Raw genomic sequence first — 16237 nt, forward strand, 5'->3', positions numbered from 1 at the left:
AGGTTATAATGAAATGGTTATTTTATCAATAATTTTCACATTTTTGTCCGGATCCAGTTTGAAATTGTCTTTGATAAATTTCTTTGGATCCTCCGTAAGCATCTCTTTTTGTAAATGAGAAGCCTGTTTCTTTTTTAATAAATTCATCCATTGGTATGTTTTTTTGATAGCAACTACATAGATGACAATTTCTTTATCTGTTATTTTAAACTTCAGAAAGTTTTTATTTCCTGTATTTATTTTCCCTGATGAGATTTCGGTTACATACAATTTAAAAAAATGATATCCGAAAAGAATATACCATCCAAAAAGTATGGATTGCAAAAGAGCGGAAATGATCAGTTGAGAAACAAAATAATCACAGCCCGCCGGAATTTTAAAGAAACTTTTTATTTCATTAATATGAATAAAAGACAAATGACTGTCTTTTAAAAAAGCAAATCCATAAGTCGGAAGCTTCATAAATACAAACCATTGAACAGCAAAAGATAATATAAACAAAAATCCCCGTAAAATTCTGCTCGTCCATTCTTCCTTCCCGGAACATTCTGTATTGGTGACTTTGGTGATGGTAAAATGAAAGATGACAGGAATTAAAAATAAAATCAACCCTTTCAAAATAGAATCTGAGTAACAATGGGTATAGGTAACAATTAATGAGAGAAAAAACAGCAATACAGTAAATTCATAGTTAATGATAAAGAAAATAAGGTTCCAGAATGTTTTTTTACCGGATTTTTCTTTAGACGGATATCTGCCATTCAGTTTATAGGTAAGTTCTGTAGTCGTTGTATTTTGCAGGATAGGAAGAGTGATAGTATCTTTTAAAAAATCGGTAACATGTCCGAAAGCACCTCCTCCTCCTGAAGTAATATAATGTTTGATCTCTTTATCATAGCCTTTCTCATTTTCATCTAATTTATAATGTGAATAATGATGAATATCTCCTGTAAGCACTACATCAAAAATAATTTCTGATTTTATATTACTGGCTTCCAGCTTTCTGACAGCTTCCTTCATCGTTCTGATGATATATTCCAGGCTATCCATACGCTGTCTTCTCTTGTGTCTGTCTTTTATCTGGTAATTGTACCAGTAAGGTTCTGCAATGAGCAGGATAATGTGGTTTGTATCATTTCCTTTTGATATTCTCTCAACATATTCAGTAAAAAAAGTCATCTGAGGAATATCAATATCACCGAGCAATTGATTGTCAATACCCATTAAGTGAACATTATCCCTTAGTGAATAAGCGAAATAGCTTCGGTTCTGTACGGTTCTGTAATCACTGATTTTACTTCTCTGGCACATCAACCTGAAAAAAGCACTTAAACCATCGTACCAGTCATGATTTCCCGGTGTGGCAATGAGTATCGGGCCTGCTTCTTTTGTATCAGGAGCAACAAGTCTTAAAGGTCCTTTGAAGCGGTCTCTGTAATTGATTTCAGAGCCTACGGGATATACCAGATCACCTCCCACTACCAAAACAGATCCCCTTTTCAGTTTGATTTCAACCTCATCCTCAACATCTCTGTTGAATTCATTTTTAAAAGAATAGATATAGCTGTCTCTTGTCAGATGGTAAAAAACAGAGGTGGTAGCATCAAAGCCATCGCCGGTATCTGCAATGAAATCAAACCAGAATTCATCTTCAGGTTCATCACAATTATTTTCTATCAGTTCTCTTCCGGTATCTTTTCCCAAAGCGGTCTGCATTTCTCTTTTATCAATGATAGAAAGGATATCTGCAGAAAGAGAAACCATTCTGAAACTATTCATCAACCCGGTAAAATCAAACCATTTGACAGGTTTTTGAGGAATAAAGTAATAAGGGTATTTCTCATCAACATCTTTAAATATTTTCACTTTTTTAGAAGCGTATAGACTGTCTTTAAAGTAAAATATCAGAAACGTAACTGCAACAAGCAGCAGAAGGTAAAAAAACAATGTTTCCATCATATTTTGTATTGAGTTGGTCTTCGTTTCCCCAGTTTTGTTATACTTAAAAAATTTTTGAGTATTTCAAACCGGGAATTATTAGTTTACCATCAAATGTATGAAATTTGGAATTCGAATCATATAACACTTTTGTGGTATTTTATCCGTTAATAAAAATATTTATGAATAGATATTTAAAATAAAATAATTAGATTTATTAACACCATTATCATTGTAAAACAATTGTTATGAAAACCAATACCTACCCTTCCAAATATGCACTGCCAAAAGGAATTTTTACAGTCGGAAAAACGAAATTCAAATGGTATGATCTGGCTGGTGACCCTGCAGAAATCTCTCCACAGGACATCCATAATGCCCGGTTATGTGTTGAATATGCTGAAGAAGACTTTCAAAATATTAAGGATCTGGGATTCATCATTATGCATCGTTGCGGAGAAAATTATCTTCTCCTGGTATGTACGTGGCGGAGTGAAAATGAATTATGGGAAAGTGTTTATTATGACGGTTCCGGAAACTTTGAAATATGGGACAGAAACAAAACCCACCTCCCTACTTACTGTGTTTGGGAAATGGGTATTGTATATCATGAATCCCAATCCTGGAAAAAATATCTGGGTTCTGAAAGAGAAGAAAAAGACAAAGAGAAATATCTTACTGATGTCTTTGAAGGAGAAGTATAGATATTTCCATGTTGAGATTCTTCCTTTGTCAGAAATCGAAGATTCGACGTAGTCAATGACATGCATCGAAAAAATAATTTAAAATCAGGTGATCAGTTGGCTCTGTTTTTTTCATCAAACTTTACATTGCGGTCTATTCCTTTTACTTTTTTATTTCCGTAAGTATAGGTTGCAGATACCGTAAGTCTCCTGGCATCATAATAATTATTGTACGAATGAGTTCCGGTGGTATAATAGATTTCACCCAGACTTTTCCCTTGCTTCAAAATATCAGAAACAAACACATTCAGCTGAAGACTTCTTTCCATAAAGCTCAGTTTCAGACCCGATGTAAAATTGCCGGCAAATTTCATATATGAATTTCCGGAATTGGAAGGCAGACGGAACCAGTAATTCAAGATCAGCTGTATCGTTTTGCCTGGGTTTAGTGATATATTATTCTGAAAATCAAAATCATAGCTGTTTCCTGTTCTGGAAAGGGCATCGGTTGCAAAAACGTCAGTATTCATATAAGAATAATTGGCCGAATAATTAGCTTCCCATTTTTTGAAAAAAGTATCGGAATAATTAAGAGAAATGCCCATGCTATTCTGATTATAATAATTTTCAAAAGTGCTTACCCTGTTTTCCCCTTTCAGATTAGCCAGCTGACCAAACGCTTCCACTGTTCTCTGAAAATAAGCGGATGCCGATAATTTTCCTTTATAAACATAAGAAAGTTCAAAATTATGATTAATGGAAGGTTTCAGGAAAGGATTTCCTGTGAAATAGGAATTGATATTGATGTACCAGCGATACGGATTAATCGCACGAAATCCCGGTCTGTTGATCCTTTTGGAATAATTCAGGCTGAAAGTATGATTTTCATTGCTTTTATAACTGATATAGGCAGTAGGGAAAAATTTCCCATAAGAGTTTTCGGTCTGCTGTCCGGAAGTTAAAGAATTCCCATTGACTACAGAATACTCATACCGTAAACCCGCTTTTGCCGACCATTTTTCGTTGAATGATTTTTCAAAACTGATATAAGCTGCATAATTTTTTTCATTATACTCAAACTCGTTACTTTTCAGTGGATCTGTAATGTAGTCTCCATTTGTTAAGTTCTGATAGAATATACTAGAGTTATTATCAAAATTTGTGAATTTCACACCTGTTTCAGTCTTTACGAACTGGTAAGGCAGTGTAAGATCTGCCTGTCCGGAATAAATTTTATAATCCACCATTGAGGGTGATTTTACGACAAATCGGTCGCCAGAACTTTCTCTAGTCGTAAAATCAATGGTCGTTTCCGGAGTATTGGAAAAATAATTTCCTGTAATGCTCAGTTTATTATCCTGTTTCCCGAATTTCAGGTCATAGTAAGCACTTGCAGTATGTTGTCTGCTGGTAGCCCTGTGCTCTGCATAAGTAAGTAAGGTATTGGTATAGCTGCCATTTTGGAAATAGTCCGAAGTATTGGTGATATTCATATTGGAATGCCCGAATCCGAAATCATAAATAAATCCGATATTAGACTTCTTCCCCAGCTGATAATCCAGACTTAAGTTAGCTCCAAGACCATCTCCGAAATCACTTCTGTTATCATTACTTTTAAGACCGTCTGCACCTTCTATCCAATAGTTTTCATAAGAGTGCTTTTTATTTTTATTTTGTCTTAATTTCAATGAGGTTCGCAGTTTTTCATTCTGATAATTCAATGTCACACTGTTTGAATGTCCGGTATAGGTCTGCTGCTGAAGGCTGGAGGTCAGGCTTCCACTCCATCCGATATTCTGATTTTTCTTTAAAACAATATTGATCAGACCGCTGTTTCCCTGCGCTTCATATTTGGCAGGAGGAGAAGTAATGACTTCAATTTTTTCTATATTTTCGGATCTGAGGCTTTTCAGGTAAGTAACCAACTCTGCATCTGACAAATTCAGAATCCTGTCGTTGATCATCACTGCTACTCCACTTTTGCCAACAATGGAAACTCCGGTATTGTCATCAACTTTTACCAAAGGCGTTGTTGCAAGAGCATCCACGCCATCCATTCCCTGTGAAGCCACCGAATTGGAAACGTTGAAAACTAATCGGTCAGCTTTTCTCTCAATCAGTTTTTTTCTGGCAGTAAGTGTAACCCCTTCAATCTGTTTTTCATTCTTTTTTTCAATAAAAAAATCGTGTTTCACCTCACCATTTACCATCATCTCCTTACTGGATATTTCTGCACCATCCTGGATAAGCTTAATATTATAGTTCCCGTTTTCTGAAAGCTTCAGTGAATAGTTTCCTTTTTCGTCTGAAATAGCGGTCTGTTTTTTTTGACCTTTTACAGCAATCACCTCGACATAAGGAACCGCATTTCCGGTTTGGGTGATCTTCCCTGTTATTGTCTGGGCAAATGCAGCTGCCGGCAATAGCATGATTACAGCAAGTAATGTCTTCTTCATGAATGATAATAGTTTTCTATAAGACAAGCTAGACTTCTGTTTTATTACCTCTGTTTTGCTGTTTTTCAATATCTTCGCCTTTATAAAATCAGAACATGAAAAAAGGGCTTATAGCATTTTCTTTATTTATTACTCACATCATTTCTGCACAGAATTACTCCCAATATGTGAATCCTTTTATAGGAACCGGAGGCCATGGCCACACTTTTCCAGGGGCAATCGTTCCATTCGGGATGGTACAGCTTTCTCCGGATACAAGAATTGACGGAAGCTGGGACGGATGCAGTGGATATCATTATTCGGATTCCGTGATCTATGGTTTTTCTCATACCCATCTGAACGGAACCGGAGTTTCAGATTATGGAGACATTATGCTGATGCCTACGATGGGAAACCCAAGTCTGGACAGTAAAAATTATTCCTCAAAATTTTCGCATAAAAATGAAAAGGCTGCTGCCGGATATTATGCTGTTAAATTAGATAAACATAATATTGGAGTACGCCTGACAACGACAAAAAGAGTTGGTCATCATGAATATACCTTCAATAATGCAGGTGATGCCAATATTATTTTAGACCTCAACCACAGAGATAAACTTCTTGAAGGGGAAGTAAAAATCATTGATGATAAAACCATTGAAGTTTTCAGAAGAAGTGAGGCCTGGGCTACCAACCAATATATCTACGCCAGAATTGAATTTTCAAAACCTATGAAAATTTCCAAGAAAGAAGTCAACGGAAAACAGGAAACTCATCTTTTTACCGGAACAAAGCTTGCACTGGCATTTTCAACCGGTGTTAAAAAAGGAGAAAAAATTAATGTAAAAGTTTCTATTTCTCCCACAGGATATGAAGGAGCTGGCAAAAATATGCTGGCAGAAGGACAATCAAAGGATTTTGATGCTGTAAGAAAACAGGCAGAAGCCAATTGGGACAAAGAGCTTTCAAAAATTGAAGTGAAGTCTGATGATAAAAATAAATTAGCTATTTTTTACACCGCTCTTTACCATGTTTTCACACAACCAAACATCAATATGGATGTTGACGGAAAATACAGAGGCAGGGATAACAAACTCTACACGGCAAATGGCTTTGATTATTATACCGTATTCTCACTTTGGGATACCTTCAGAGGAGCTCATCCTCTGATGACTTTAATTGACCGAAAAAGAACTGCAGATTTTATCAACACATTCATCAAACAATATGAACAAGGGGGAAAACTTCCGGTATGGGAACTGGCATCCAATGAAACAGAATGTATGATTGGCTATCACTCCGTTTCTGTAATGGCAGATGCTATGGCCAAGGGAATTCAGGGGTTTGATTACGAAAAGGCTTTTCAGGCCGCCAAAGGTTCTGCCATGCAGGACATTTTTGGATTGAATGCTTACAAGCAGAATAATTATATCAGTATCGATGATGAGCATGAAAGTGTTTCCAAAACTGTAGAATATGCCTATGACGACTGGTGTATTGCTCAAATGGCAAAAATTTTAGGCAAAAAAGAAGATTATCAGTATTTCATGAAGCGTTCTCAAAACTGGAAAAATCTTTATAACCCTAAAACAGGGTTTATGCAGCCAAGAAAGAACGGAAACTGGTATGAACCTTTTGATCCTAGAGAAGTCAACAATAATTATACAGAAGGGAATTCATGGCATTATTCTTATTCCGTACAGCAGGATATTCCGGGACTTATTGCAGCTCATCGCGGAAAAGAAAAATTTGAACAGTTCATTGATGCCATCTTTACCGCTCCGGATAAAACAACTGGAAGGGAACAGGTAGATATCACAGGATTGATGGGACAATATGCTCAGGGAAATGAGCCAAGCCACCACATTGCTTACCTGTACAATTTTGTAGATAAGCCAGAAAAAACAGATGCTAAAATAAAATATATCCTTGATAATTTTTATAAAAATACACCTGACGGATTGATTGGAAATGAAGACTGCGGCCAAATGAGTGCGTGGTATATTCTAAGCTCTATGGGAATTTATTCCGTTGCCCCAGGATTACCGGAATGGGAAACGACAATACCTTATTTTGATGAAATCAAGCTTCATCTGGAAGATGGTACGACAAAAACCATTACTAAAAACACCAGCAGAGCAGAGCTTAAAAAACTTGGTTTCGAAAATGTGAAACCTGTTAAGGACTTTAAATATGCAGAACAAACAGCTTCGCCCGTGATCGCAGCTGACAGAATCTTTGATTTTTCTACCAAAGTTGAGATCTCCCCACTGAATCCAAATGACAAGGTATATTATATGACCATGGATGAAAGCGACAGCAATAAAAGAAAGACTTTCTCTACTTACAAAGGGCCATTCTCCATCACAAAGACTACTCAGGTAATGGCTTATGCCGAAAGAAACGGAGAAAAAAGTTCTGTAACCACAGCCAATTTCAACAGAAGACCAAATTATTGGGACATTAATATCATGTCTAAAGTGACTCCACAGTACAGCGCTACCGGAAAACTGGCTCTTATTGACGGAATCAGAGGTGATGTCAACTGGAGGAAAGGTGAATGGCAAGGCTATCAGGGGCAGAATTTTGAAGCAATCATTGATTTCAAATCTCCTCAGCAAATCAAGTCATTATCTTCCACCTACCTTCAGGACAGCAGAGCATGGATTCTGATGCCTAGAAAAGTAGAATATTACGCTTCCATGAACGGGAAAGATTTTATTCTTCTGAAAACGGTTGAAAGTGATATTGATGCTAAAGATGAGAAGGTACAGGTCAAAGATTTTTCTACTGAAATTCTTCCTACCGAAGCGAGATATATCAAAGTAAAAGCCTATTACTTCGGAAAACTTCCTGAATGGCACCAGGGAGCAGGAGGAGATGCTTATATTTTTATTGATGAGATTTCTGCAAAGTAAGGAAGATGGAAGAGTGAAGCTGGAGGTTTCTATTTGCCGGATTACTTTTTAAAAGTTGGCTTGTAGAAATTTTAGATTAAAAAAAAAATTAATAAAATAGACTGATTTTAATCCTTAGTCTTTCAGAAGCTTCCTTCTTCCAGCTTCCCATCATAAAAAATCGGCCTTCGAAAATTCGAAGACCGATTTTTTATGAATTCATTCTTTCCGACCATTGCAGAACTTCCGGAAGTTCCATATCAGAAAATTCTATGTGGATCACTCTCCTTTTCTTTCCGTTGGTTGTCCGGTTAGAACCGTGAAGCGTTAAGGGTTTCATGATCATAATTCCGCCTTTTTCAACATTACAGATTTCTTCTGTTTCAATCGTCCAGTCGATGGTTTCCGGTCTGTAAATACCTTTTGCGTGAGACTTTGGAACTACTTTCAAAGCTCCATTATTTTCGTCCGTATCGTCCAGATGGATTCTTACAGTATAGATATTTTCCAAAATATTTAATGGAGGCTGTACTGCAAACTGATTCTTTTTAGTTGTCCATGGACCGAAATCAGGCAGATCCAGTTTTTTATCTACAGAAATTGTCAGATCCTGATGATAAGCTACATACCAGTTGGAGGTTTCAGGCTTATCAAAATAAATACTTTTGACCACAAAATATTTTTCTCCGAAGATTTCCTTAACCACTTTCTGGATATTTTCATTAAAAATCAGGTCTTTAATTTCCGGAACTTCTTTTAAAAACTGTCTTATAGCGAAAAGATCTTCAGACTTTCTGAAATTCTCTTTTGAGGTATCTATATGCTGCAGAACATGGTTTATTTCTTCAAGTTCTTTCTGTGAAAATACATTATTGATAACAGCAAAGCCATATTCAAGAATATGGCTTTTATTGTTTTTTAAGTTTTGTAAACTCATTGATATATTTAAATTTTGTCTAATGGCTCTGTCAATTGTCCTTCCCATTTGGAAACTGCAGAAGTGGCCAGTGTATTTCCTAACACGTTTGTCATACTTCTTCCCATATCACAGAAATGGTCAATTGGTAAGATCAAAGCAATTCCTTCCGGTGGAATACCAAACATAGAACAGGTTGCCACAATAATTACCAGAGAAGCTCTCGGAACACCTGCAATTCCTTTTGAGGTAAGCATTAATACCAATAGCATGGTGATCTGCTGTCCAAGGCTCATTTCGATCCCATAGATCTGAGCAATAAAGATTGAAGCAAATGTCATATACATCATACTTCCATCCAGGTTGAATGAATATCCTAAAGGTAAAATAAAGGATACTACTCTGCTGTTACAACCGAATTTTTCAAGCTCTTCCACCAATTTCGGGAACACTGCTTCAGAACTTGTTGTAGAGAAAGCGATCAGTAACGGTTCTTTAATTCTTTTTAAAAGGTCAAAAAGACGGTTTCCTAAGATAAAATAACCTACCAGTAAAAGTACCAGCCAAAGAACTGCTATAGCAAAGAAGAAATCTCTCAGATAAATAGCATATACTTTAAAGATTTCAAAACCATTGGTTGCCACTACTGCTGCAATAGCTCCCAATACTCCCAGTGGAGCAAACCACATGATATACCCTACCATTTTAAGAATTGCGTGAGCGATGATATCAAAAAGCTTTACCACAGGCTTAGAATACTCTTCTCCTAAATTCGCAAGTGCAACTCCAAACATCACAGCAAATATCACGATCTGCAATACTTCATTGGTAGCAAAGGCTTCAAATAAACTTTTAGGAATCATATGCTTTACAAAGTCTTCCATGGAGAAACTTTTACTGCTTTTAAGAAGTTCATCAGCAGAAGATACGTCCTGAATCGGTAGTTTTGTGACATGTCCCGGCTCAAGCCAGTTAACAAGGATTAACCCGATAAAAAGGGAAATCAGAGAAGCGGAAATAAACCAAAGCATTGCTTTTGTTCCTACTCTTCCAATCATTTTAATATCACTCATTTTGGCAATCCCCACTACTAATGTCGTAAAAACCAAAGGAGCAATAATCATCTGTACCAATCTGATGAAAACCGTTCCCAACAATTTTATGTTCTTAGCAAAAGGTTCCGCATTCTCAGGATATTTCACATGTACAATACCTCCGATTCCTACTCCAACAAGAAGGGCAATGATAATTGCTATAAAAAGTTTATTCTGTCCTTTCATATATATAGTTCAATTTGCGCAAATATAATGGTTTTTCAATTGGCAGAAGATTTTCTTCAATGTGGATTAATTTTACATTAAGTTTTTAATCCCTAAAAATTAAAAGCCTGGTTTAGAAAATATTGTAAAAAAATTAAAAAACATTTATTGAATTTTTATTCTTTTGGTACAAATTTTATTATTACATTTGATTGTATAACAACATTAATAAATATACAATATGAAAAAAACTATTGCAATGGCTGCATTAGCTGTAGCTGTATCTTTCGGTGCTATTTCTTGTAAAAAGAAAGTTTCTGATGCCGACCTTCAGACTCAGGCTACAACGGTAGTAACTTCTAATCCCAATGCTTCTGTTGAAGTAAAAGAAGGTGTAGCTCACTTAAGCGGTACTTTCGCAGACCAGCAGTCTAAAGACGCGATGATCACAAAATTAAAAGCGATCAACGGAGTAAAAGACGTAATGGATATGTCTACTGTAGCAGCTGCTCCTGCCCCTGCCCCTGTTGAAACTTCTTCTGCTGTAGATCCTGCTGTTCAGAAAAAAGTTCAGGATGCGGTGAAGGATTTCCCTTCTGTAAAGGTAGAAGTTGTAAACGGACAGCTTACTCTTACAGGAAATGTTTCCGGCCTGCAGGCTAGAAAAATCAAAGAATCTGTAGATGCTTTGAAAATCGGAAAGTATAACAACAACCTAATCGTAAAATAATTTAAGATGAGCGAATTACAAGATAAATATTCAAGCGTAGTTTCAGCGGCACAGTCTGCAGGGATCGCCAATCTTCAGGTTCAGGAGCAGGACGGAATTCTTTATGTTTCCGGAAATGCTTCCAACACCGCGGCTAAAGATGCTGTATGGAATGCTTTAGGAGCTATTGATTCTACTTATTCTGCTTCAGATATCAATATTGATGTACAGGTTGCAGGTCTTACTTCAGGAGCTTCTTTAACAGTAGCAACAGAAGATTCTAACCTGAATATCAGACAGGAACCTTCTACTGAAGCTGCCGTAGTAGGTAAAGCAGCTAAAGGTTCTTCTGTAACTTTAATTGAGCAGACTTCTGATGACTGGTGGAAAGTGAAAACTGATGACGGCCAGGAAGGATATGCTTATTCAAGATATTTAAGAGCATAATTTTTATTAAAAAATAATAAATTTTCACAAAAAAAGCATAGAAACATCCCAACTTTGGGATGTTTTTATATTTTTACGGCTCTGAAAAAAAAACTAATGAAGAAAACTCTGCTGCTATTGACTTTGATGTTCACAGTCATTATTCTGCACGCCCAAAAATTACACATCGATGGAAAAATATCCGATTCTGAAAAGAAAGCGATAGAAAATGCCACCGTTTATCTTTTGAAAGAAAAAGATTCATCCATTGTCAACTATACAGCAACCAATAAAGAAGGTAAATTTTCTCTGAAGATAGACGATGTAAAAGAACCTTCCATTCTTAAAATTGATGCTGATAAATTGTCGTCCTATTCAAAAAAATTTGATAAAATAGATCAACCCCTATCCTTAGGAGATATTCAGCTTGAAAAACAAAGTATTGTCAATAATATTGATGAGGTAAAAATCACCGCATCACCGGTAAAAATTAAAAAGGATACCATTGAATTCAGTGCAGCGGCAATCAAAGTACGGCCTGACAGTAAAATAGAGGAACTTCTGAAGCAGATTCCCGGAGTAGACATCAGCAATGAAGGAAAAATTACAGTCAACGGGAAAGAAGTGGATCAGATCATGATCAACGGCAAACCTTTCTTCGATAAAGACGGCAAAATTGCCCTGCAGAATTTACCTGCAGATATCATCAAGAACATTCAGTTTACAACAACCAAGACAAAGGAAGAAGAACTGAGCGGGCAAGCAGCCAAATCTCAGAACACTACTATCAACTTTAATATTGATGAAAAAAAGAATAAAGGGTTGCTGACAAGACTTACGGTCGGATACGGGTCAGACAAGCGGTATGAAGCAAGCGGACTGGCAAGTTATTTTAAAGGAGACACAAAAGTAAGTATTCTTGCATCATCCAATAATATCAATTCACAAGGGTTTTCCAGGGATGAAGTTTTTGACAGTATGGGGAACGGACGGAATGCCTGGATGATGCAGGGCGGATCAGTCTCAACGGTAGGAAATGTGACGTATTATAATCAGGGAGGCAGTACAAGAGGAATTCAACGGTCTACCACCATAGGATTGAATTACAGTGATAAAATGGGGAAAAATGCTGATCTGGATTCTTTCAGTCTGATGCATTCAGATTCTAATACGGAGACAAGATCCAAGGTTTCCAGATCTACTCTTCTACCCAATTATACGCTTCAGACCAATTCTGAAAGTAATGGAGAAAATGAATCTAAGCAATACAGTTTTGATACTTCAGTCAAAATCAAGCTGGATTCTATGACAAGTGTTTATTTTTCACCGAGATTTACTAAAAACAGCAGTTTTAATTTCAATAATTCACAATCATCTACTTTGAAGAATGGCAGCCTTCTGAATGAAAGCAACTCCTATTCAAGTAATGATTCGGAAAGCAATTCATTTAATCCTTACATCTATTTTTCCAGAAAATTCAAGAAAAAAGGACGTGTGCTTTCAGCCAATATGAACAGTTCTATTTCTGAGTCTAAAAGGGATAACCTAAGCCAATCCCAGAACACATTTTATGACCAAAACGGGATAACAAAAGATAATCGTGACCAGTTAGCCAAAAATAAAAATCAGAACAGCTCATTCAATTTCAGTACAGGATATTCAGAACCCGTTTCCGATTCGTCCAGTGTAAATTTTAAAATAAAATATGAAGCGAGATCAGCGAGGGATTTAAGGAATGTAAACGATTTTGATAATGTAACCGGAGATTACACTAAATTCAACCAGCTTTTATCGAATAATATGAAGCAGAGAATCAATCAGATTTCTCCTGAATTGAGCTATCAAATCAATAAAAATAAACTCAACTTCTGGGCTTCGGTGAACCTTGACATTTCAGATATGAAGGTAAACTCTATCTACAACGGACAGCAATATGACCTGCAGAAAAATTTCGTGTTGCCCGAATATAATCTCAACCTTTACTATCAGCTTGGGGAAGGTAAAATCTTAAGTATCTATAATTACTCTAACTTCAACATTCCGACTGCAGAACAGCTGACTCCTTATAAAGATGAATCCAATCCTTTGATTACCTATCAAGGAAACCCCAATTTGAAAAATACCTGGATCAACAATCTTTATCTGTATTTCAATAATTATAATAAAGTAAAAAACCTCAGTTACTATTTCAATATTGGCTTTACGTACAGGAATAATGACATCATCAATTTTTCTACTTATGATAATGCAGGAAAACAGATCGTTACTTATGACAATGTAAGTGGAAATAAAAGCATTAACGCCGGCGGGGGCTTTAGTAAAACCCTGAAATGGAAAAATGACAAACTGACCATTAACCCAACATTCAACATGAATTATGCTTACAATAATGGTTTTATCGACGGACAATCTTTCACCAGCAATTCATACAATCTCAATCCTGGTCTTAATCTTGTGTATGAGATCAAAGATAAAATGACGATCAAACCTTCTTACCGACTTGGATACAGCTTCTCAAATTATACCAATTATAATTTAAAAAGTATAAATACGGCCAATCAGTCATTAAAACTGGAACTTACCAATTATCTGCTGAAAGGCAATTTCGTATTTGGAAACGATTTTGAATATAATACCAACTCAAATATTGCTCCCGGCTTTAAAAAGGATTTCTACTTCTGGAATACCAGTCTGGGTTATTCATTCTACAAAAAACAGTTTACAGCAAAAGTGAAGATTTATGATGTTTTAAATCAAAATCAAAGTGTGAGAAGAACCATCACAGATTCTTATTTTGAAGACCGTGAAGATCTGATTTTGAAACGATATATCATGTTCTCTATCAGCATGAAGCTGAATAAGTTTGCCGGTAAAAAAATGCAATAACACAACACCATACTTTTATATATATATTTTTGATAATGGCCGGATCTTTCCGGCTATTTTTATGAATCCAGAGAAGATTGATCAATAACCGTGTTTTTATTTTTAAATTAGCAGCAAATTTTTTTTATGAAAATCCATATTTCAGTATTATGTATTCTTTTTTTCATTCTTGGAAAAGCTCAGAAGACGGAACAGAAAGATACTTTCGTTAAAGACAATTTCACCAAGAAAGAATTTTATATTCCGATGCGTGATGGAGTAAAGCTTTTTACAGCTGTATATATCCCGAAAGATATATCAAACAAGAACAAATATCCGTTTCTGATGCAGAGAACCTGCTACAGCATTGCACCTTATGGAGAGAGTGAATATAAAACAAAGGTAGGTCCCAACACTTACCTTATGAAAGACAAGTATATCTTTGTATACCAGGATGTGCGCGGAAGATATATGAGTGAAGGTACTTTTACCAATATGACTCCACAAGTAGAGCGTAAAACCAAAAAAGATGTAGATGAAAGTACAGATACTTATGATACCATTGAATGGCTTTTGAAAAACATCAAGGACAACAATGGTAAAGCAGGTCAGTTCGGAACATCTTATCCTGGATTTTATACTGCTGTAGGAACGTTGTCACAACACCCGGCTTTGGTAGCTTCTTCACCGCAGGCTCCTATCTCTGATTTCTGGAATGACGATTTCCTTCACAACGGAAGATTTATGTTAGGCTATTTCAGAACTTTCCCTGTTTTTGGAGTTCAGAAAACACAACCTGAAAAACAGGCCTGGTATATGGATTCTTTCATCAAACAGACTTCCGAAGACGGATTAAAATTCTACAGAGACATGGGCACCCTGAAAGAGGGCTATGAGAAATATTATAAGAATAATTTCTTCATGACAGAAATTATGAATCATCCCAACTACGATGAGTTCTGGCAAAAAAGAGGTCTTCTTCCTCACCTGAAGAATATCAATCACGCTGTAATGACTGTTGGAGGATGGTTTGATGCAGAAGATCTTTCAGGTCCTTTGAATATTTATAAAACCATTGAAAAAACAAGTCCTAAAGCTAAAAATACAATTGTAATGGGACCTTTTTCTCATGGTGGATGGTCTCAGGAACAGGGTAAACATTTCCACAGCGAAACGTATTTTGGAGACAGTATTGCAACCTATTACCAGAAAAATATTGAAACCAGATTCTTCAATCATTATCTGAAAGGCAATACAAAAGAAGATGCCGGACTTCCTGAAGCGCTGATGTATGATACCGGAGCTAAAGAATGGAAAGAATTTGCTTCTTATCCGCCTAAAAATGCTCAGAAAGTTAATTTCTATTTAGCTGACAACACCTTGAAAAAAACTTCGGGACAAGGATATTCTGAATATTACAGCGATCCTAATAATCCTGTTGTAAGCTCAGATCACCTGAAAGATTTCAATGGCTTCACTCCGAAAAATTATATGTCGGAAGATCAGAGATTTGCAGTAGGAAGACCTGATGTACTGACGTTCACAACAGATGTTCTGACTGAAGATATGGCATTTGCCGGAGAAATTATGGCCAAACTGAATATTGCATCCTCTTCTACAGATGCCGATTTTGCAGTAAAGCTTATTGATGTATATCCTGAAGATTTCAAACCGACAGAAAAGAAAGACGGTGTTATCTATGGCAATTATCATCAGATGGTAAGAAGTGAAATAATGCCTGCCAGATTCAGAAATACAAAAGAAAAAGGAGAAGCATTGGTTCCTAATCAGAAAACAGCTGTTAATTTCAGACTTCAGGATGTAGTTCACACCTTCAAAAAAGGACATAAAATTCAGATTCAGATCAGCAGTACATGGTTCCCACTTTTTGCTATCAACCCACAAAAATTTATGGATAATCCGAATTTTGCTACCAAAGAAGATTACACTAAAGCATTTATCAAAGTGTATGATGACAGCTCAATTGAGGCTGAAGTTTTAAAATAAATTGAAAAGCTGTTCGTTTGAACAGCTTTTTTGTTTTTGAAGACTTGAAGTATATTTTTTAGGTTTTGGCTAAAGCCGGATGAAGATGTTCTTTCTGTTCAA

The 16237-nt window shown here is 36.1% G+C and carries 10 protein-coding genes; 6 read left to right on the plus strand and 4 right to left on the minus strand.

Annotated features, from left to right (window positions below):
• Nucleotides 1-3: 3 nt before the first annotated feature.
• Nucleotides 4-1959 (minus strand): metallophosphoesterase family protein, encoded by a 1956-nt coding sequence (locus ACTJIP_RS03660; RefSeq protein WP_440704129.1) that lies wholly within the window; start codon nucleotides 1957-1959, stop codon nucleotides 4-6.
• Nucleotides 1960-2186: 227 nt separating this feature from the next.
• Between ACTJIP_RS03660 and ACTJIP_RS03665 the strand changes: the two genes are divergently transcribed.
• The gene (locus ACTJIP_RS03665) at nucleotides 2187-2642 is read left to right on the plus strand and encodes a hypothetical protein (protein WP_180564412.1); all 456 of its coding nucleotides are present in this window, start codon (nucleotides 2187-2189) and stop codon (nucleotides 2640-2642) included.
• 92 nt (nucleotides 2643-2734) lie between these two features.
• Here the strand turns inward: ACTJIP_RS03665 and ACTJIP_RS03670 are convergent, their stop codons facing one another.
• Entirely contained in the window at nucleotides 2735-5077 is a 2343-nt protein-coding gene (locus ACTJIP_RS03670) for a TonB-dependent receptor domain-containing protein (protein WP_440704130.1), read from the minus strand.
• A 95-nt stretch (nucleotides 5078-5172) separates the two neighbouring features.
• On the opposite strand from ACTJIP_RS03670, the gene ACTJIP_RS03675 reads away from it, so the two are divergent.
• Nucleotides 5173-7974, plus strand: coding sequence for a GH92 family glycosyl hydrolase (locus ACTJIP_RS03675; protein WP_440704131.1), 2802 nt, complete (start codon nucleotides 5173-5175; stop codon nucleotides 7972-7974).
• Between the two features lie 190 nt (nucleotides 7975-8164).
• On the opposite strand, the gene ACTJIP_RS03680 is transcribed toward ACTJIP_RS03675, so the two are convergent.
• On the minus strand, nucleotides 8165-8890 hold the full coding sequence (locus ACTJIP_RS03680) for a phytanoyl-CoA dioxygenase family protein (RefSeq protein WP_077419277.1): 726 nt from the start codon (nucleotides 8888-8890) through the stop codon (nucleotides 8165-8167).
• 8 nt (nucleotides 8891-8898) lie between these two features.
• Complete coding sequence (locus ACTJIP_RS03685) at nucleotides 8899-10149, minus strand: dicarboxylate/amino acid:cation symporter (RefSeq protein ID WP_077419276.1); 1251 nt, start codon at nucleotides 10147-10149, stop codon at nucleotides 8899-8901.
• Between the two features lie 220 nt (nucleotides 10150-10369).
• Here ACTJIP_RS03685 and ACTJIP_RS03690 point away from each other — a divergent pair, with 220 nt between their 5' ends.
• From ACTJIP_RS03690 to ACTJIP_RS03705, 4 genes are all read left to right on the plus strand, one after another.
• Nucleotides 10370-10858 (plus strand): BON domain-containing protein, encoded by a 489-nt coding sequence (locus ACTJIP_RS03690; RefSeq protein ID WP_180564415.1) that lies wholly within the window; start codon nucleotides 10370-10372, stop codon nucleotides 10856-10858.
• A gap of 6 nt (nucleotides 10859-10864) precedes the next feature.
• Nucleotides 10865-11284 carry an SH3 domain-containing protein gene (locus tag ACTJIP_RS03695; protein ID WP_077419274.1) on the plus strand — a complete coding sequence of 140 codons (420 nt, stop codon included), beginning with the start codon at nucleotides 10865-10867 and terminating at the stop codon, nucleotides 11282-11284.
• 96 nt (nucleotides 11285-11380) lie between these two features.
• Complete coding sequence (locus ACTJIP_RS03700; RefSeq protein WP_440704132.1) at nucleotides 11381-14149, plus strand: outer membrane beta-barrel protein; 2769 nt, start codon at nucleotides 11381-11383, stop codon at nucleotides 14147-14149.
• Between the two features lie 126 nt (nucleotides 14150-14275).
• Complete coding sequence (locus ACTJIP_RS03705; RefSeq protein ID WP_219073149.1) at nucleotides 14276-16135, plus strand: CocE/NonD family hydrolase; 1860 nt, start codon at nucleotides 14276-14278, stop codon at nucleotides 16133-16135.
• Nucleotides 16136-16237: the final 102 nt, after the last annotated feature.

Source organism: Chryseobacterium sp. 22543, assembly GCF_052044565.1.
Taxonomy (GTDB): Bacteria; Bacteroidota; Bacteroidia; order Flavobacteriales; family Weeksellaceae; genus Chryseobacterium.